The following is an 18,643-nucleotide window of genomic DNA, read 5'->3' on the forward strand; positions in this document are numbered from 1 at the left end:
ACGTTCCGTTCCGTGCGCCTCGCGGGCAGAGTCACCGGTATGAGACTTCTGGTGCTGGGCGGTACGGAGTTCGCGGGGCGGGCCGTCGTGGAGGCTGCCCTCGGCCGGGGCTGGGAGGTGACCGTCCTCAACCGGGGGCGGCACGAGGCCCCGGCCGGGGTACGGGCGTTGCGGGGTGACCGCACCGCGCCCGGTGGGCTCGCCGCGTTGGCCTCCGGCGAGTGGGATGCCGTGGTCGACACCTGGTCGGCGGCGCCGCGGGCGGTCGACGACGCGGCGCGGCTGCTTGCCGATCGGGTGGGCCGGTATGTGTATGTGTCGAGCTGCTCTGTGTACGCGTGGGCTCCGCCGGGCGGGTACGGGGAGGACGCGCCGCTTGTCGAGGGGGCCCTGGCCTCCGCCGACAAGACCGACTACGCGCGGGACAAGCGGGGCGGGGAGCTGGCCGCGCTCGGGGCGTTCGGGGCGGAGCGGTCGGTGTTCGCCCGGGCCGGGCTCATCCTCGGGCCGTACGAGAACATCGGGCGGTTGCCGTGGTGGTTGGGGCGGGTTGCTCGGGGTGGGCCTGTGTTGGCGCCCGGGCCTCGGGAGTTGGCGCTTCAGTACGTCGATGTGCGGGATCTCGCGGAGTGGTTGCTGGGGGCGGTGGAGCGGGAGTTGAGCGGGGCGTACAACCTCATCTCTCCTCAGGGGCACGCGACGATGGGGTCTTTGCTGGACGCGTGTGTGCGGGTTACCGGTGGGGCGGCGTCGTTGCGGTGGACCTCGGCGGAAGTCGTGCTCGGGGCGGGGATCGAGCCTTGGACTCAGTTGCCGGTGTGGGTGCCGGCGGGGAGTGAGGGGTACGACGCGTTGCACAGTGCGGATGTGTCCCGGGCGGTGGCTGCTGGGCTGACGTGTCGGTCCGTCGAGGAGACCGTGGCTGACACGTGGGAGTGGTTGCGCAGCGTGCCGTCGTATGCGGGGCCGGCGGGGGTGGGGCTTGACCCTGCTGTGGAGGCGGAGGTGCTTGGGGTGCCGTTGGGGTCGTAGTTTTTTGACTGCGGGTGCGTGGGGGCTGGTCGCGCAGTTCCCCGCGCCCCTGAAAACAGGTGGGGACAGCACCACCCCCTTCATGGGGGCCTGAGCACCGTGACCCGGGCTCGTCCCTCAGTAAAACTGGGCTTATGGAAACGAACCGTGAGCGGGCCCGTACTGTCCTGGTGGCCGGGCTGCGTGGACTCGCCCTCGCGCTCATCTCTCTCGGCGGTTCGCTCACGCTCTTCGTGCTCACCGTCGTGTCCCTTGTGCTCGTCCCGCTCGGTGTCGGGCTGATCACCACGCCCTGGGTGCTGGCCGGGGTGCGGGCGCAGGCGGATCGGCGGCGGCTGCTTGCCGCGGAGTGGTGCGGGGTGCGGATTCCGCCCGCCTATCGGGCGGTGCCGCCGGGTGCGCGGCCCTGGACCCGGACCTTTCGCCTGCTCGGTGACCCTGCCACCTGGCGGGATCTCCTGTGGCTGCCCGTCGACATGGTCGCCGGGTTCGTGACCGCCTTGCTGCCCGCCGTCCTGGTCTTCTATCCGCTGGAGGGCTTCGCATTGGCGTTCGGGCTGTGGCGGGTGTTCACGGACGGGACGTATGTGGGGTGGTGGTACGGATTCGTGCCGGTGAGTGGGCAAGGCAGTGCGCTGCTCGCGGGGCTTCTGGGGGTCGGGATTCTCGTCGCCTCCTACTTCCTCACGCCTGCGCTGCTGCGCGTGCACTTTCTGCTGACCCGGGCTCTGCTCGCCCCGGGGCAGGGTCAACTCGCCGAGCGCGTAAGGGTGTTGACCGAGACGCGGCGGGATGCCGTGGATGGTTCCGCCGCTGAGCTACGGCGGATCGAGCGCGATCTGCATGACGGGGCGCAGGCCCGGCTGGTGGCCATGGGGATGGATCTCGGCACCATCGAGGCGCTGTTGGAGAAGAACCCCGCCAAGGCCCGGGAGTTGCTCGCTCGGGCCCGGCAGTCCTCCGCCGAGGCTCTCGACGAACTGCGGGATCTCGTTCGGGGGATTCATCCGCCGGTGCTGGCGGAGCGTGGACTCGCGGACGCCGTACGGGCGTTGGCGCTGCGGATGCCGGTGCCGACCGAGGTGGCCGCGGAGCTGGGGGGCGGTCGGGCCGACGCGCCGGTCGAGTCGGCCGCGTACTTCGCCGTGAGCGAGGTGCTCACCAATGCCGTCAAGCACTCCGGGGCCGATCGGATCTGGGTCGATATGCGGTACGGGGAAGGGGCGTTGAGGATCTCCGTCACCGACAACGGGCGGGGTGGTGCCGTGGTCGGGGGCGGGTCGGGGCTCTCCGGGGTCGGGCGGCGGCTGGGTACATTCGACGGCGTCCTGGCCGTCAGCAGTCCTGCGGGCGGTCCCACCATGGTGACCATGGAGATTCCGTGCGTGTTGTCCTAGCCGAAGACCTGTTCCTGCTGCGGGACGGGCTGGTCAGGTTGTTGGAGGCCTACGACTTCGAGATCGTGGCGGCCGTGGAGAGCGGGCCCGAACTCACCAAAGCGCTGGCCGAGTCGGCGCCCGACGTCGCCGTGGTCGACGTACGGCTGCCGCCCACGCACACCGACGAGGGGCTGCAGTGCGCGTTGCGGGCGCGACGGGAGCGGCCGGGGCTGCCGGTGCTGGTGCTGTCGCAGCACGTGGAGCAGTTGTACGCGCGGGAGTTGCTCGCCGACGGGACCGGCGGGGTGGGGTACCTGCTGAAGGACCGGGTGTTCGACGCCGAGCAGTTCGTGGATGCCGTACGGAGGGTGGCCGGGGGTGGGACGGTGATGGATCCGCAGGTCATCCAGCAGTTGCTGGCGCGGCGGGCCGCCGACGACCGGCCGCTGGGGCGGTTGACGCCGCGGGAGGTCGAGGTGCTCGAACTCATGGCGCAGGGGCGGTCGAACGCGGCGATCGCGGGGCAACTCGTCGTCACGGAACGGGCGATCGGGAAGCACACGTCCAATATTTTCGCCAAACTGGGGCTGGAAGTCTCGGACGATGACAATCGCCGCGTGCTGGCGGTATTGGCCTATTTGGACCAGGGACGCTGAGCACTACCTGTGAGTCGATCACAACTGCCGGTGTTTAAAGGGCAGTTGGGAGGGGACTTACCCAAGAATCTCTCATCAGTTTCTGAGACGGCTGAACACTCCTGGGACCCCCTGCGTATCAAAGGGCGCCGCTTCACTCCTGTCGGGCGCCTCGCTGCCCCGCAAGGAAGTCAGAGGAGTTCCATGGGACGCAATGATCGTAAACGCCGTACGCCGCTGGCCACCAAGGCCATTGCCGCATCGGCTGCCCTAGTGCTCGGTGGGGGCGGGCTGCTCTGGGCGCAGATGAACGCTTCGGCGCACGAGTCCAACTCGTCGGGCCAGAACGAGACCAAGGCCGCCGCCGCCGCGGCGCAGGTCGCGACGATCGCCTGCCCGGACGTCGGCCAGCAGCTGACGAACGTGCCGCAGAAGGCTCGTCAGGGTGTCGCCGTAGAGCTGGCGAACCTCGACAAGCAGATCACCGAGGCCTACGCCCGGCTCGCGTCGACGCGTCAGGCCCAGGCGAACGACGCGAGCTTCGTGCAGAACGCGATCGTCGGCCCCCTCAAGGAGAAGCGGGCCGCGACGATCGACCGCATTCGCATCGACATCCAGCGAGTGGGCGGCACCGTCAACGCGACCGCGCTGAAGCAGCTCGCCGCCTGTACGACGCAGAACGCCACCAACACCACCACGGCGGGCGGCGGCAAGAACAACGGCGGGGGCAAGAACAACAACGGCGGCCAGAACAACGGCGGTCAGAACAACGGCGGCCAGAACACCGCCGCGCCGAGCGCCAGCGCCTCCGCGGCGCCGCCGGCCAACAACGGCGGCCAGGCCGGCAACGGCCCGGTGGCGGCCGACTTCGTGGACATCACGAAGGTGGCGAACAACGTGCAGGCGAAGCCGCAGAACAGCGGCCAGGCTTCGACCGGTACGTTCACCACCAAGTGCGGTGTCAACGCGAACAAGAACCACAACACCGACAACGTCATCGTGGCGCCCGGCGTGACCAACGGCGCGCACCACGAGCACGACTACGTCGGCAACCAGAAGGTCAACGCGTTCTCCACGAACGACTCGCTGCTGGCCGCCCCCTCCAGCTGCCAGAACCAGAGTGACCTCTCGTCGTACTACTGGCCGGTCGTGCGTGTGCAGGACGGCTCGCAGGAGTTCGACGCCAACGCGGACGGCGGTGGCAAGGAAGGCAACGTCGGCAAGATCCTGACCGCGCAGTCGGCGCAGATCAAGTACGTCGGTTCGCCGGCCAGCAAGGTCGTCGCGATGCCGCAGTTCCTGCGCATCATCACCGGTGACGCCAAGACCCTCACCAACGGTCTGGCGAACGCCAACGCGCACTGGAGCTGCACCGGCTTCGAGAACAAGGTCCAGCTGACGGAGCAGTACCCGATCTGCCCGCAGGGCAGCAACGTGGTCCGCACCTTCGCGTTCCAGAGCTGCTGGGACGGCGTGAACATCGACAGCGCCAACCACCGTACGCACGTGGCCTTCGCGGACCCGGCGAGCGGTGTGTGCGGGAACGGCTTCAAGGCCATCCCGCAGCTGACGATGCGCCTGGTCTACAAGATCACGCCCCCCACCATCCAGGCGGACGGCACCGTGAAGAACGCCTACGCGGTGGACGGATTCCCGGAGCAGCTGCACAAGCCGTCGACCGACCACGACGACTTCATCAGCGTCACCAAGAACAACCTGGCGGCGAAGATCGCCAACTGCATCAACGCCGGCAAGAACTGCCAGTAAGACCCAGTAGGACCCAGTAGTACGAAGCGGGCGGTGGGTTTCTCCCACCGCCCGCTTTCGTGTGTGTCCTGGCCTAACCGGTGTCGGCCCCTTGAAGGGTGTGAACCGGGTACAGCCTTTCCGGCTAGCTGGTGTGCTTCGAGTGGTCGACGCCGATCTCCTCGTTGCCGCCGAGTGTGGTCTGCAGCTTCTTGACGATCGCGTCCGTGCCCACGGCGACCCACTTGCGGCCCACGAGGTAGAAACCGCCGTAGTCCTTCGCGTCGTTGATCCACTCGCGCTGGCCGCGGTCGGTGGCGAAGGTCGCGAGGACGAACTTGCCGTAGCTCATCTTGCAGATGGCCTGGCGGAGTTCGTCGGCGTCGGTCTGGATGTCGGGCGTGCACTTCACCTTGGCGGCCAGGCTCTCCAGGCTGCCGGTGGCCTCCGTCGGCACGGTCGCGGCCTTGGTGTCGGCACCGCACCCCACCAGCGCCAGCGCCGCCGCGGCGCCGGCCATCGCGAGCATCGGTCGGGTCAACCTCATCTGTCGTTCCTCCGGTCGTCCGGTCAACAAAAGCATGCCGCGACGCACCCCGGCGAGGGGCCGTCTCATCCGATACGGCCCCGAAGCGCCCAGCGCTCAAATCCATGGTCATCGGCCGGACGCGTGTGCGAGGGTGACGCCCATGGATCAAGACGTGGATCAGGGCTGGGAAGACCGTGTGACCGCCGCCTGGGCGACCTTCGACGACTATCCGGAGGAGCGGGCGGCCGAGTTCCGTGCCGTGATCGACGCGCTCGTCGCCGAGCTGCCGGACGGCAGTCCGCTACGGCCGTTCGAGCGGGCCTGCGCCTGGGACTCCACCGGGCACTCCGACCAGGCCGCCCCGCTGTACCGGGAGGCGCTCGCGCGCGGGCTGAGCGAGCACAGCGGCTACAAGGGACGCCGGGCGAAGATCCAACTCTCCAGCTCCCTGCGGAACATCGGGCAGGCGGAAGAGGGCGTCAAGCTGCTCACCCCCGAACTCGACGCCCCCTCGGACGAGTTGGACGACGCGGTCCGCGCGTGCCTCGCGCTGTGTCTGTCCAGCCTCGGCCGCGACCGCGAGGGCCTGTCCCTCGTGCTGGGCGCCCTCGCGCCCCATCTCCCGCGCTACCAGCGGTCGATGGCGAACTACGCGCGGGCCCTGGTCGAGCCGGCCGACTGAACCGCCTGAGTCAACCGGACGGCGGTGACCAACTCACCCTTCGCTCGTTTTGCTGAACGTGCAGTCACAGGATGTCGCCAAGCGCCCCGCAGCTTCACCCACCGACCCGGTCGTCGATGTCGAACAGGCCGAGGCCGCGCTCGTCGAGCACTATCCACGGCTCGTCCGGCTCGCCTATCTGGTGCTCCCCCCGAGCCTCGGCCGCAACCGGCGCGTCCTGACCGCCCACGCCCTCACCCAGCGCGCCCTCCCCCGGGGCCGCGCCGCCGCGTCGGTGATCCCGGCCCAGTCGACCGGCCGCGACGTCGACCCCGGCTACGCCTTCGTCCGCCTCAACGTCGTCCGTACGGCACTGGAGGCGGGCCTCCCGCTGTCGTTCCGCGCCTGGCCCAAGCGGTCCCAACTCCCGCCGCTGCTCCCCCAGGTGCGGGGACTGCGGCTCTTCCCGCGCTCGGGCGGCGCCGACGAACTCGCCCTGGACCAGCGGCTGTCGGCCCTGTCCGGACCGGCCCGCGCGGTGTACGTGCTGCGCGGCCTGGAGAAGCTGCCCGACGGCGACGTCCGCAGAGTGCTCGCGGCAGCCGGCGTAGAAGGGGAAGAGGTGGACGAGGCACTGCGCGAGGCGGACGAGACGCCGGCGCAGTACGAACTCCTCGACTCCCCCGAGTTCGACCCCTGTTCGCTGCACGCGCGGCCCACCGACCTGATGCGCCGCCGCCAGCACGGCAAGGCCGCGCTCGCCGCCGCGGCGGCCGTCGCCGTGTGCGGCGCGCTGCTCGCGATGCCCGGCGGCGGCTGGGGCCCGGACGGCGCCGCCGCACCCGCCTACGCGCAGAACCCGGCGTCCCAAGCCGCCCTGAACCCGGGCAGGTTGATCAGGATCGCACCCACCGCGTGGCAGTCCTCCGCCCGCGAGGACTTCTCCGTCTGGCCCGCCCGCGGCGACCTCACCGAGAACACCGACCTGCTGCGCCGCGCCCTCGCCGTCTGGGCCCGCCCCGGCGAGTCCGTCCAGGTCTCGGCCACCCCCGGCACCCCTTCCGGCGGCCCCGCCGGACCGCCCCAGCTCCTCTACGCCGGCACGGTCGACAACGCGCGCGTGGTGATCCTCTACGACGGTCTGCGCATCGCCCGTTACGCCGAACCGAAGGACGGCACCAAGGGCGCGGCGCTGGACTTCGCGCGCGTCGACGGCGCGACCGGGTCCGAGGCGAACGCGGTGGTCCTGGACCGCGCCGACGGCAACGTCCGCTATCTGACGGCCCCTTGGGTGAAGAAGGCGGCCGAGCGCGACCTGCAGAAGCCCAACGCGGGCGCGCTGCCCATGACCATCACCGAGGGGATCACCTCGCCGCTGGCCAGCCCCGCGCAGGCGACCGGGGCGTGCACGTCGTGGAACGTGCTCCAGCTGACCGACGACACCGGCACCACCCGCCTGATGAGCGACCTCGGCGAACTGGTCCCGGCGCACCTCACCGCCGGCCGCCCCGGCTCGGTCCACGAGGTCTCCGGCTCGGCGGCGCAGCACGCCTGGGCGCCCTTCGCCTGCTCCCTCGGCGCGATGCGCTCACTCGGCGTACGGACCGTGAACGCCTGGCAGTTCGCCCAGCAGCCGCTGCCCGACGCGAGCGGCGCGGCGGACTGGGTGTGCACCCGGGCCGAGACCTGGCAGGGCGGCGGCGAGCGGGTACTGGCCCAGTTCCGCACACCGGGCGGCACGTACGGCGCGGTCGCCGCGAAGGCGCAGGGCGTCCCGGCGTGCGGAGCGCGTGACCCGCACGTCCTGGCCGGAGTCCTGTGGAAGTCGGCGGCGGGCCACTGGTTCCTGCTGGCGGCGGGCAGCAAGGGCACGGAGGCGGTAAGTGCGACGGGCGGGGTCAATGGCTCGGCTCGGGGTGGTCTGCTGGCGGTGAAGACCAAGCAGGGAGTCCAGGCCGAGCTGAAGGGGACCCTGGACGACGGCAGCACCATCACCGGCCTGCGCTGAGCGGTTCTCGGGAGGGCGGATTGAGTGCCGGGCGAGGTCCTGCGCCCAAAGGGGCGCGGGGCTGTATCGATTTGCGGCTCCGCCGCGCGGGCGCGACCAGCCACGACGGACCCGCACCCAAAGAAACCGGCCCTAGCTGACATTCGCGTCAACAAGTCCCCGCACAAGGCTTCCCCAGAGACTTACCCGTCAGTACATTGACGCCATGTCTAACACGCCGCTCAAGGCCCGAAAGGTGTCCTTCTCCTGGGAGGGCACCCCACTGCACTGGGTGCCCGGCGACCCCTTCACCACGCACACGATCAACGTGCTGCACCTGCTGCTGCCCGCCGGTGAGCGGTGGTTCGTGCACGTCTACAAGCAGGTACTGCCCCTCATCCGGGACGAGAAGCTGCGCGAGGACGTGATCGGGTTCATCGGCCAGGAGGCGATGCACTCCCAGGCGCACGACGAAGTCCTCCCACATCTCAAGGAGTTGGGCCTCGACCCGACCCCGTACACCGCGCAGGTCGACTGGTTCTTCGAGAAGCTGCTCGGCGACCGCACGCTGCCCCCGGGCAAGGCCCGGAAGTGGTGGCTGCTGGAGCGGGTCGCGATCATCGCGGCGATCGAGCACTACACCGCGTTCCTCGGCAACTGGGTGCTGAACGCCGAGGAGTTGGACCGGCGCGGCGCCGATCCGACCATGCTGGACCTGCTGCGCTGGCACGGCGCCGAGGAGGTCGAGCACCGCTCCGTCGCCTTCGACCTCTTCATGCACGTCGACGGCAGCTACCGGCGCCGCGCCCGCACCTGGGCGACCGCGTTCGCCGCCCTGATGTTCCTGTGGCAGCGCGGCTCCCGCTTCTTCATGGCGAACGACCCGACCCTCGTCGACGCCAAGGCGAGCTTCAAGGACTTCTACGTCGCCGGAAAGCGCGGCACCCTCCCCGCCACCGGCGACATGCTCAGGTCCATACCCCGCTACCTGAGCCGCACCTACCACCCCTCACAGGAGGGCAGCACCGAACAGGCCGTCGCCTACCTCGCGTCCTCCCCCGCCGCGGTGGCCGCCGAGAAGAGGGCGGAGTAGTGCCGAAGCCCCTCACCGTCGCTGCCCTGGCCGGCGCCGCCCTCCTGACCCGCCGCGCGCTACGGCGCCGGGTGCGGGCCTCACCGCTGTGGCCGCTGCCCGCGCTGGACCCGCCGATCTCCGGCCGGCCGCGCACACGGGCACTGAGGCTGACGGTCGCCGCACGGGAGACGGTCGCCGAGGGCGTCGTACAACTGCGCCTGGAAGGACGGGACTTGCCGCGGTGGGAGCCCGGGGCGCACATCGATCTGGTGCTGCCTTCCGGGCTGGTGCGGCAGCACTCGTTGTGCGGGGACCCGGCGGACACCTCGTCGTACACGGTCGCGACGCGGCTGGTCGAGGACGGGCGGGGCGGGTCGCGCGAGGTGCACGAACAGGTGGGCGTGGGAACGGAGTTGGAGGTGCGGGGGCCGCGCAATCGCTTCCCGCTCGTCGAGGCGCCCGCGTACGTCTTCGTCGTCGGCGGGATCGGGATCACCCCGGTGCTGCCGATGCTGCGGGCACTGCCGGAGGGCACCGACTGGCGGCTGGTGTACGTGGGCCGCACCCCGAACTCCATGCCGTTTCTCGATGAGTTGGCGGAGTTCGGCGCTGACCGGGTCACCGTGGTGAGCGGGCGGCGGCCCGAACTCGACGCGCTGCTCGCGGAGTTGCCCGAGGGCACCGCCGTCTACTGCTGCGGACCCGAGGGGCTGATGGCGGCCGTGGAGGAGCGGTGTCCGGAGGTGCGGCTCGAACGGTTCGTGCCCCGGGCCCCGTTGGGCGGCGACAACCACGGCGACGCGGCCTTCGAGGTCGAACTCCGGCGCAGCGGGCGGACGTTGACCGTGCCCGCCGACTCCACACTGCTGGCCGCCGTACGGGCGGAGCTGCCCGACACGCTCTACTCCTGCGAACAGGGGTTCTGCGGAACCTGCCAACAGCGGGTCCTGGAAGGGGAGGTGGAGCACCGGGACGAGCTGCTGACGGACGCGGAGCGTGATGACTCGATGCTGATCTGTGTATCCCGGGCCCGTGGTGAGCGAATCGTGTTGGACATGTGAACGACCTTGGGTGGACCGGGCCGTTGAGGGCCGGTTCCGATCGGTAAGGTGTTCGCATGAGCACCGGGGTTCGCCGCAGGATGGGAGTCGAGGAACGGCGACAGCAGTTGATCGGCGTCGCTCTCGACCTCTTCAGCCATCGCTCGCCCGACGAGGTCTCCATCGACGAGATAGCCGCGGCCGCGGGCATCTCCCGGCCCCTGGTCTACCACTACTTTCCCGGCAAACTCAGCCTGTACGAGGCCGCGTTGCAGCGCGCCTCGGACGATCTGGCCGGGCGGTTCGTGGTCGCCCAGGAGGGCTCGCTCGGGGGACGGCTGCTGCGGGTGATGGGCCGGTTCTTCGACTTCGTGGACGACCACGGGCCCGGTTTCGCGGCGTTGATGCGCGGCGGCCCGGCGGTCGGCTCGTCCACCACCAACGCGCTCGTGGACGGGGTGCGGCAGGCCGCGTATCTCCAGATCCTGTCCCATATGAAGGTCGAACAGCCGCCCGCCCGGCTGGAGTTGATGGTCCGCTCCTGGATCTCGCTGGTCGAGTCGACGGCCCTGATCTGGCTGGACGGCCGGCGCATCCCGCGCGCCGATCTGGAACGCCAACTCGTGCACGACTTCGGGGCGTTGGCGGCGGTGAGCGCGGCGTACGACGACGAACTGGCCGCGCTGCTGCGGGAGTCGCTCCGGAACGAGCCGGGCGACGGGCCGTTCACCGACCTCGTCGTCCGGCTGATCGCGCTGGCGTCCTAGCGGCCGCAGAACATGTCCTGGCGGCCCTAGCGCAAGGCTCTAGCGCTCGAACTTCCGGTAGGACGCGTCCAGTTCGCGTACCTCGGCGGAGGCGTGCAGCACCGAGCCGTCCTCGTCGATGTACTCGCGGAGGAGGTCCAGGACCTTCTCGGTGAGCTTGGCCTTGGTCTCCTCGCTGCGCCCGGCGAGCAGGCCGAGGGTGACGTGGACGACGGTGTGACCCAGCTCGTCGAGACCCTCGTACCCGAAGGCCGTGTACTCGCTCGGGCGGAACTGCGTCTTGCACGCCTCCGGCTTGGCCGCGGCGATCTCGACCACCGCCTCGTGCAGCGCACGGGCGAAACCGTCCTGGTCGAAGGAGATCGTGTGGGAGTGGTCGACGGTGATCTGCGGCATCAGGCGCTCCTGTTTCTCAGCCAACAACGGGCTCACCCTAGGGCCTGTCCGGCGGATCCGGTCGCAGACGCGGGGCGTGGCACGCCCATCTGCGGCGTTGTCGTCGGTCGCCGACGCTCCGCGTCGACTCCCTCCTCCGCCTTGCAGCTGCACGCACCACGCCCCGCTCACCGGAGTTGATCAGGCACCGCCGATTCCCTGCGACCCGATCCGCCGGACAGGCCCTAGCTCCCCACCGGCTCACCCCAGCCGTAGCGCCAGCATCGCGATGTCGTCGTCCCGGTCCACGCCGAAGCAGTCGAGCAGCGTGTCGCACAGGGCGTCCAGACCCGGCAGCGCGCCGGAGGCGGCCGCGCGGAGGTGTTCCATCGACACGGAGATGTCCGTGCCCCGGGTCTCGATGAGGCCGTCGGTGATCATGAGGAGCCGGTCGGTGGGTTCGAGGAACATCTCCGTGGGCGGCGGATGGGGCAGGCCCACGCCGAGCAGCGGGCCGGCCGCCTTGGCGTAGTCCGCGCTGCCGTTGTCCCGGATGATCAGCGGCGGGATGTGGCCCGCGTTGGCGATACGGGTGCGCCCGGTGTCCGGATCGACGAGGGCCAGGCAGACGGTGACCGTGGTCTCCGGGTGGTAGTGCTGGAGCATCCGGTCCAGCCGCTCGGCCAGCACGCTCGGGTCGCTCTCGTCGACGCAGTAGGCGCGCAGGGCGTGCCGTATCTCCACCATGACGGTGGCCGCCTCCAGCGAGTGCCCGACGACGTCGCCGACGGCGAACAGCACTCCCCCGGTGACCTTGAGGACGGCGTAGAAGTCGCCGCCGATCTCGGTGTCCTGGGACGCGGGCACGTACCGTACGACCGTGTCGACGCCCGGGAGTTCGGGCAGCCGGTCCGGCGTGGGCAGGAAGCTGCGCTGGAGGGTGAGGGCGACGTGCCGCTCGACCTGGTACATGAGGAGGGGTTCAGCGGCGAGCGCGGTGGCCTGGGCGAGCTGGGCCAGCAGCGCGCCGGCCTCGGGGCCCACCCGGCGCAGCCCGCGGGTGGGGGCGGCGAGGCAGACCGGGGCCCGGCCCTCGTGGGTGAGGACCAGCGCGAGGCGGGCGTCGTGCTCCACGCCCGGCCGGAAGAACCCGGTGGGCCACAGCGGCGCGGGCACCGTGGTGATCTGCACGCCGGACTGCCCCTGCGAGAGCCGCCGCAGCAGCCGGGCCACGGTCCGGTCGGCGTCCTCGCCCGGCAGCGCGACCGCGGTGCGGTCCCGGGGCAGGCCGCGGTACAGCTGGTCGTCCCGGTCGAGGACGAACACGGCGGCGGGGGTGCCGGTGAGCCGCGCGGTGCCGTCGGCGGCGACCTCGACGAGTTCCTGGAGGGAGCGCGCCGCCTGAATGGTGACGATCATCTCCGACAGCAGCGTCAGCCGTCGTACCAGCGCCTGGTCGTCAGCGCGCAGCCGGGCGGCGCGGACCGCGGACCGGACCGCCGCCTCGATCTCCTCGGGCTCCGCGGGCACCGTCAGAAAGGCCTCGTCGCCCGCGTCGAGCGCCTGACAGCGGTCGCTCGGGGGCGCGGCGAGCGCCGAGACGTGCACGACCGGCAGGCCCGCCATACGCGGCCGCTCCTTGAGCAGCCGGCACAGGTCGAACCCGCTCATGTCCGGCAGGTGCACGTCGATCAGGGCCACGTCGGGCAGGTTCCCCTTGCGCAGCCGCACATCGAGTTCGTCGAGCGCCTCGGCGCCGCTGCCGACCGCGAGGACCCGATGCCCCGCGCGGCTCAGCACACTCTCGATCGCGAACCGGTTCGCCGGCTCGTCGTCCACGACCAGCACGGTCGCATGCGTCAGTTTGCCGTTGACGTCCATTTTTCTCAGACCTGGCCCTTTGACACACCGGTGGGGCAGGCCGGTGTCCACAGCCTGCCCCACTACGGTAATGCGCTTTCAGGGTGTCCGGGTGAATACCGCCACAGTGCGTCCCGGAACGACGAAGGTGCCCGAAACCTTCGCGTACGAGGCCGACTTCACGGTGGCGTCCGAGCCTGCCGCCTGCACCGGGTGCAGCCGGTATCCGGTACCCGCGAGGGAGTCCACTTTCTGCTCCTGCGCGCTCGGCGTCGCGTTGAACACGACCACCAGATCCCCGAGTTCCATGGTGATGACCCCGGGTGTCTCGTCCTTCCCCGACAGCGGGAAGGACAGCTCCGACTGCACCTGCCCGGCCGTGTCCAGCGAGAAGACAGGCTCGGTCGTACGGATCCTCAGCAGATCCTGGTACGCGGCCGAGGCCCCGTCGATCTGTCCGCAGCCGACCTTGACCGACGTCAACAGGCCTTTCGCGTACGGCCACTTGGACGCGTTGTCGGCGGCCATCGGCAGGCCCCGCCCGAAGCCGTTGCCGTCCGCGCAGTTCCAGTGGATCGCGTTGAACCAGTCACCGCTGTCGAACGAGTTGCGGTCCAGGGACTTGGAGCGCAGCAGGTCGGTACCGGCCTGGGAGAGGGACGGCCCCTGCGAGAGCGTGGCGGTGGCCATCGCGAGGACCTGCATCCGCGCCCGGTCGGCGGCGCTCGTCGTGGCGGGCAGCTTGTAGGTCAGCGCGTCGAACAGCGACTCGTTGTCGTGCGCGTCGACGTAGGCGAGGGCGTCGCCGGGCGCGTCCGCGTATCCGGCGGGAGCGCCGTTGTAGTCGATCTCGGCGCCGGTGACGTCCTTCCCGTCGGTGTCGGTGAAGCGGTACTTCGCGAGGTTGCCGCTCAGGCCGACCTTGATGAGGTCCTGGTAGTGCAGGAGGCGGGCCTTCTGCTCGGCCGAAGTGCCGTTCTCCGTGGAGGAGTTGGGGTCGGTGTACAGCCCGGACGCGAAGCCCTGCACCCCCGGGTCCTCGTCGAAGGGGCTGCCGCCGCGTACGGCGTCACGGGCCCGGTCGGAGAAGGTCGCGATGCCGGTGCCGGCCATGTTCTTCTGCGTGGCCTGTACGAAACGGGCGTCGTCGGCGACCTCGCCGAAGTTCCAGCCCTCGCCGTACATGATGATCTTCTTGCCGTCGACGCCGTCCTTCGCGAGGGTCAGCGCGTCCAACGCCTTGCGTACGGCGAGGATGTTGGCCTTCGGCTGGTGCCCCATGAGGTCGAAGCGGAAGCCGTCGACCTTGTACTCCTTGGCCCAGGTGACCACGGAGTCGACGACGAGCTTGCCCATCATGGCGTTCTCGGTCGCCGTGTTGGCACAGCAGGTGGAGTTCGCCACGCTGCCGTCGGCCAACAGCCGCTGGTAGTAGCCGGGCACGATCTTGTCGAGCACCGAGTAGTCCGCCTGCCCGCTGGCCGCCGTGTGGTTGTAGACCACGTCCATGACGACCCGCAGCCCGTCCTCGTTCAGCGACTTGACCATCTTGCGGAACTCGACGGTACGGCCGGTGCCGTCCGGGTCGGTCGCGTACGAACCCTCCGGAACCGTGAAGTGGTACGGGTCGTAGCCCCAGTTGTAGGCGTCCTTCGCGGCGACGGCCGCCACGCACGCCTGTTGCTGCTCCGAGTCGGCGGCGTAGGAGGCGAGATCACAGTCGGTGGTGGACTGATCCGACTTCTTCTCCGGGATGGTCGCGATGTCGAAGGCGGGCAGCAGATGCACGTACGACGTCCCGGACTTGGCCAGTTCCCGCAGATGCTTCGAGCCGTCGCTGTTCTTGTCCGTGAAGGCGAGATACGTGCCCCGGTCGGCGGCCGGCACCGTCTTGTCGTCAACCGAGTAGTCCCGGATATGCAGTTCCTGGATCTCGGCGTCCTTCAGCGGCACCGCCTTGGGCTTCTTCAGGCTCGACCAGCCGCTCGGGGCAAGGGACTTGTCGGCGAGGTCGACGACGAGGCTCTGCTTCGAGTCGGTGGTGAGGGCGACCGAGTAGGGGTCGGTGACCTCGTTGGTGACGACCTTCTGGACGGTCGGCGCCCACACCTTCACGACGTACCGGTACGGCTTGTTCTTCCAGGAGGCGGGACCGGTGACGGACCAGACGCCGGTGGTGGAGTTCCGGCTCATCTTCTTCAGCGACCCGTCGAGGTCGAGGGACACGCTCTGCGCGGTCGGCGCCCAAACCGCCAGCGTGGGAAGGCCGTTGCGGAAGGTCGGGCCGAGGTCGGCCTTGGTGGCGGAGCCGTACACGTCGTCGAGCACGTCGGCGATCTGCACGCCGGTGGCGGCCAACACAGCGCCGTTCGCGGCCCGTTGGGAGGCGACGAGCTGACCGTTGAGGGCTTCCTTCACCCGCCCCCGATCACGCGGATCGACGGACCAGGCCGAATAGTCCTTGAGATACGGGAACTTGGCCTTCTGGGCCTCGGTGAGCGTGGTCCTGGACAGCCGCAGCCACCGCTCGTCGTCACTCGTCAGCGTGCCGTCCTTCACGGCGATCGAACCGTCGTGGGAGTACACGAGCTGGGTGGAGGCAGCCGCGTCGGAGCCGTTCCAGGCGATCGTGTTGCGGTCGATCCAGACCGCCTTGGACGTGGTCAGGTCGAGGGCGGCCGCGCTCCCGGCGGGCTGTGGCAGGAGGTACTTCTCCTGGCCGTTCAAGAGCCAGACCTCGTTGCCGTTGGTCTTGAGGTCGAGCGACTGGTCGGCGGAGAGGTCCTTCTCGTCGCCCTTGTGGAGGATGTAACTGAGGCTGGTGGCACCGGAGTCGAGCGGCACCTCGAAGACAGCGCCATACGCGTCAGTCTTCACCGGCTGGAGCGGGCTCGACCAGTCCGTGGGGTTCGCGGCACCCGTCCAGACGTGCAGCCCCCAGCCGGAGTAGTCGCCGTCGGCGCGGTGGTAGTGGATGACGGCCTTGGTGGTGTCCTGCGCCGGGTAGTCGGGCCGCTGGGTCTGTACGGCCTCCTTGCCCTGCTCGATCCACACCTCACCGGTCTGCGTGACGTCGATCGAACGGTCCGCGGAGACGTCCTTGTCGCCGTCCTTGTCGATCACCAGGAAGCTGACGTTCGTCGCGCCGGGCTTCAACTTGACGTAGGCGAAGGCGCCGTAGGCATCGCGGCCGACGAAGGGATGACTCGCGGGCCAGGTCGTCGCCTCGCCGTCGGCGAGGTCGCCCCAGGCGTAGAGGCCCCAGTCGGCGTAGTCGCCGTCGGTGCGCTTGTAGTGGACGATCGCGTAGTCGCGGGAGGAGGCGGTGGGGATCGCTTCGGCGGGCGGGGTGCCGGTGGTGGAGGCGGCCGTCGCACTCGCCGTGCGGCCGGTCGAGTCGATGACAACTGCCTTGTAGCGCAGGGCGGTTCCGGCCGGTACGTCCTTGCCGATGGCCTGCGTGACCTTGTACGGAGCGTGGTCGGCGGAGCCCAGCGTCTGCCACGTGCCGTTGCCCGTCTGGGCGGCGAAGACGACTCGGTCGAGCTGGCCGCCGGTGACGTCGGCGCTCACCTCGACGGTGCCGGTGGCGCCCGCGTCCGGGGCCTTGAGGGTGATCGTGGGCTTGGTGACGGGCTTGGCGAGGGCACCGGCCGCCTTGAGGACGATCGCGGTACCGGCCGGGACGGTGACGGTGACCTTGTTGTCGGCACCGCTCGTCGCGGTGGCCGAAGTGCCGTAGATCCCCCGGTACTTCATGTCCGGCGAACCGGTCGCGAAGGTGACCGTCTTCGCGGTGTCGGCGTTGTTGAGGGCGACGACGTACTCGGCGCTCTTGGCGGTGCGAGTGAAGGCGTAGACACCGGCGCCGTCGGCCGCGTAGCGCTCGGTCTGCACGCCGTCCGTGAGGGCCGGGTTGTCCTTGCGGAGCTTCGAGAGAGCCGCGATCTGCTTGTAGAGCGGGGCAGTTGAGTCGTAGGAGTCACTCGCGGCCGTGCGGTCGGTGCCGATCTCGTCGTCGTCGAGATAGTCGGCGACCTTCGACGCGAACATCGTCTGGCGGGCGTCCTTGTCGCCGCCGGAGCCGGTGAAGCCCTGTTCGTCGCCGTAGTAGACGACGGGGTTGCCGCGGCTGAGGAACATCAGCTCGTTGGCGAGCCGGTCCTTGGCGAGGAGTTGGGCGTCGGTGGCCTTCGGGTTGTCCTGGTTCAGGAAGTAGCCGATGCGGCCCATGTCGTGGTTGCCGAGGAAGGTGACCTGCTCGTACGCGTTCGCCTTGTCCGTCGTGTACTTGTAGTCGTCGCCGAAGACACTCGCGAGCTTCTGCGCGCTGCCGCCCTGGGAGGCGTAGGCGCGGGCCGCGTCCTGGAAGGGGAAGTCGAGCGTGGCGTCCAGGCGGCCCTGGGTGACGTACGGCGAGGTGACCGACGTGTCGGCGGAGTAGACCTCGCCGAACATGAAGAAGTTCTTCCGGCCGTGCGCGGCGGCGTACTTGTCGAGGGCCGTCGCCCACTGGGTCCAGAAGTCCATGTCGACGTGTTTCACGGTGTCGATGCGGAAGCCGTCGACGTCGAAGTCGCGGACCCACTTCTCGTAGATCTTCTCCATGCCGCTGACGACCTCGGGGCGTTCGGTCCACAGGTCGTCCAGGCCGGAGAAGTCGCCGTAGGTGGCGTTCTCGCCGACGTAGGTCGAGTCGCCCCGATTGTGGTACATCGTCGGGTCGTTGAGCCAGGACGGGACCTTCACGTCCGCCTTGTCGGCGGGGACGGTCGGGGTCTTCGGGAAGGACGCGGTGGTGACCTTGGGGAACGTCTTCTTGCCGTCCGCGTAGTCGGCGTCGTCGAAGGGCTGACCGTCCTTGGTCAGGTACGGGAAGGCGCCCTTGGAGAGGTAGTCGTAGGACTTGCCCTCGTAGTCGACGACGTCGGCGGTGTGGTTGGTGATGACGTCGAAGAAGACCTTCATGCCCTTGGCGTGGGCCTTGGAGATGAGGGTCGCGAGGTCCTTGTTGGTGCCGAAGTGCGGGTCGACCTGGGTGAAGTCCGTGATCCAGTAACCGTGGTAGCCGGCGGAGGCGTCGGCCCCCGTCCCCTGCACGGGCTGGTTCTTGAAGATGGGGGCCATCCAGATGGCGGTGGTGCCGAGGCCCTTGATGTAGTCGAGCCTGTTCGTCAGGCCCTTGAGGTCGCCGCCCTGATAGAAGCCCTTGTCGGTGGGGTCGTAGCCGGTGCTGAGGCGTGAACCGGTAAGCCCGCCCTGGTCGTTGGAGGTGTCGCCGTTCGCGAACCGGTCCGGCATCACGAAGTAGAACTGCTCGCGGGTGTCGTCGTGCCGGGCGGGCGTCGCGGCCAGCTTGGCGTCCGACGGGGGTGCGGGCGGGGTCGCGGCGTGGGCGGCGAGGGGCTGGACGAAGGCCGCGAGGAGGGCGGCGACGATGACGCCCGTGGCCCTTCTCCGTCGCTCGGTGCGGCGCGTGCGGGGCGCGGGCGCGGGCCATCTCGGTATCACAGGCGTGAACTCCTTGCGATTACGGCTCAGTTCGGGTCCGACCCCG

Annotated in this window: 13 protein-coding genes; 9 read left to right on the forward strand and 4 right to left on the reverse strand. The window is 69.7% G+C overall.

Annotated elements, in window-relative coordinates; genetic code table 11:
- Positions 1–39: 39 nt before the first annotated feature.
- The 4 genes from R2B38_RS10045 to R2B38_RS10060 all read left to right on the forward strand — a co-directional run bounded on the left by R2B38_RS10045 (position 40) and on the right by R2B38_RS10060 (position 4,813).
- Positions 40–1,032: an NAD-dependent epimerase/dehydratase family protein gene (locus R2B38_RS10045; RefSeq protein WP_318015913.1), complete on the forward strand. Its 993-nt coding sequence runs from the start codon at positions 40–42 to the stop codon at positions 1,030–1,032.
- Between the two features lie 134 nt (positions 1,033–1,166).
- Complete coding sequence (locus R2B38_RS10050) at positions 1,167–2,429, forward strand: sensor histidine kinase (protein WP_318015914.1); 1,263 nt, start codon at positions 1,167–1,169, stop codon at positions 2,427–2,429.
- A complete protein-coding gene (locus tag R2B38_RS10055) occupies positions 2,414–3,067 on the forward strand; it encodes a response regulator transcription factor (RefSeq protein ID WP_318015915.1) in 654 nt (217 codons plus the stop codon). Before R2B38_RS10050 ends, R2B38_RS10055 begins: the two co-directional genes overlap by 16 nt.
- Before the next feature lie 183 nt (positions 3,068–3,250).
- Positions 3,251–4,813, forward strand: a complete 1,563-nt coding sequence (locus R2B38_RS10060; protein ID WP_318015916.1) for a DUF1996 domain-containing protein — start codon at positions 3,251–3,253, stop codon at positions 4,811–4,813.
- 124 nt (positions 4,814–4,937) lie between these two features.
- Here R2B38_RS10060 and R2B38_RS10065 read toward each other — a convergent pair whose 3' ends face one another.
- Positions 4,938–5,339 (reverse strand): hypothetical protein, encoded by a 402-nt coding sequence (locus R2B38_RS10065; RefSeq protein ID WP_199811068.1) that lies wholly within the window; start codon positions 5,337–5,339, stop codon positions 4,938–4,940.
- A 142-nt stretch (positions 5,340–5,481) separates the two neighbouring features.
- Here R2B38_RS10065 and R2B38_RS10070 point away from each other — a divergent pair, with 142 nt between their 5' ends.
- From R2B38_RS10070 to R2B38_RS10090, 5 genes are all read left to right on the forward strand, one after another.
- Complete coding sequence (locus R2B38_RS10070) at positions 5,482–6,003, forward strand: tetratricopeptide repeat protein (RefSeq protein ID WP_318015917.1); 522 nt, start codon at positions 5,482–5,484, stop codon at positions 6,001–6,003.
- Positions 6,004–6,061: 58 nt separating this feature from the next.
- Positions 6,062–7,990, forward strand: a complete 1,929-nt coding sequence (locus tag R2B38_RS10075) for a hypothetical protein (RefSeq protein ID WP_318015918.1) — start codon at positions 6,062–6,064, stop codon at positions 7,988–7,990.
- Between the two features lie 205 nt (positions 7,991–8,195).
- Positions 8,196–9,062, forward strand: a complete 867-nt coding sequence (locus R2B38_RS10080) for a metal-dependent hydrolase (RefSeq protein WP_318015919.1) — start codon at positions 8,196–8,198, stop codon at positions 9,060–9,062.
- Complete coding sequence (locus R2B38_RS10085) at positions 9,062–10,105, forward strand: PDR/VanB family oxidoreductase (RefSeq protein ID WP_318015920.1); 1,044 nt, start codon at positions 9,062–9,064, stop codon at positions 10,103–10,105. Before R2B38_RS10080 ends, R2B38_RS10085 begins: the two co-directional genes overlap by 1 nt.
- Before the next feature lie 56 nt (positions 10,106–10,161).
- On the forward strand, positions 10,162–10,851 hold the full coding sequence (locus R2B38_RS10090) for a TetR/AcrR family transcriptional regulator (RefSeq protein ID WP_318015921.1): 690 nt from the start codon (positions 10,162–10,164) through the stop codon (positions 10,849–10,851).
- A gap of 39 nt (positions 10,852–10,890) precedes the next feature.
- On the opposite strand, the gene R2B38_RS10095 is transcribed toward R2B38_RS10090, so the two are convergent.
- From R2B38_RS10095 to pulA, 3 genes are all read right to left on the reverse strand, one after another.
- A complete protein-coding gene (locus R2B38_RS10095) occupies positions 10,891–11,247 on the reverse strand; it encodes a 5-carboxymethyl-2-hydroxymuconate Delta-isomerase (RefSeq protein WP_033284217.1) in 357 nt (118 codons plus the stop codon).
- Positions 11,248–11,487: 240 nt separating this feature from the next.
- A complete protein-coding gene (locus R2B38_RS10100; RefSeq protein WP_318015922.1) occupies positions 11,488–13,107 on the reverse strand; it encodes a fused response regulator/phosphatase in 1,620 nt (539 codons plus the stop codon).
- A gap of 78 nt (positions 13,108–13,185) precedes the next feature.
- On the reverse strand, positions 13,186–18,597 hold the full coding sequence (gene pulA, locus R2B38_RS10105; RefSeq protein ID WP_318015923.1) for a pullulanase-type alpha-1,6-glucosidase: 5,412 nt from the start codon (positions 18,595–18,597) through the stop codon (positions 13,186–13,188).
- Between the last annotated feature and the right edge of the window lie 46 nt (positions 18,598–18,643).

This window comes from Streptomyces sp. N50 (assembly GCF_033335955.1).
GTDB lineage: Bacteria > Actinomycetota > Actinomycetes > Streptomycetales > Streptomycetaceae > Streptomyces.

Excerpts from the sequence above, each read along its gene's own strand:
- R2B38_RS10045 (WP_318015913.1), top strand. The coding sequence starts at position 40 with ATGAGACTTCTGGTGCTGGGCGGTACGGAGTTCGCGGGGCGGGCCGTC.
- R2B38_RS10050 (WP_318015914.1), top strand. The coding sequence starts at position 1,167 with ATGGAAACGAACCGTGAGCGGGCCCGTACTGTCCTGGTGGCCGGGCTG.
- R2B38_RS10060 (WP_318015916.1), top strand. The coding sequence starts at position 3,251 with ATGGGACGCAATGATCGTAAACGCCGTACGCCGCTGGCCACCAAGGCC.
- R2B38_RS10065 (WP_199811068.1), bottom strand. The coding sequence starts at position 5,339 with ATGAGGTTGACCCGACCGATGCTCGCGATGGCCGGCGCCGCGGCGGCG.
- R2B38_RS10070 (WP_318015917.1), top strand. The coding sequence starts at position 5,482 with ATGGATCAAGACGTGGATCAGGGCTGGGAAGACCGTGTGACCGCCGCC.
- R2B38_RS10080 (WP_318015919.1), top strand. The coding sequence starts at position 8,196 with ATGTCTAACACGCCGCTCAAGGCCCGAAAGGTGTCCTTCTCCTGGGAG.
- R2B38_RS10090 (WP_318015921.1), top strand. The coding sequence starts at position 10,162 with ATGAGCACCGGGGTTCGCCGCAGGATGGGAGTCGAGGAACGGCGACAG.
- R2B38_RS10095 (WP_033284217.1), bottom strand. The coding sequence starts at position 11,247 with ATGCCGCAGATCACCGTCGACCACTCCCACACGATCTCCTTCGACCAG.
- R2B38_RS10100 (WP_318015922.1), bottom strand. The coding sequence starts at position 13,107 with ATGGACGTCAACGGCAAACTGACGCATGCGACCGTGCTGGTCGTGGAC.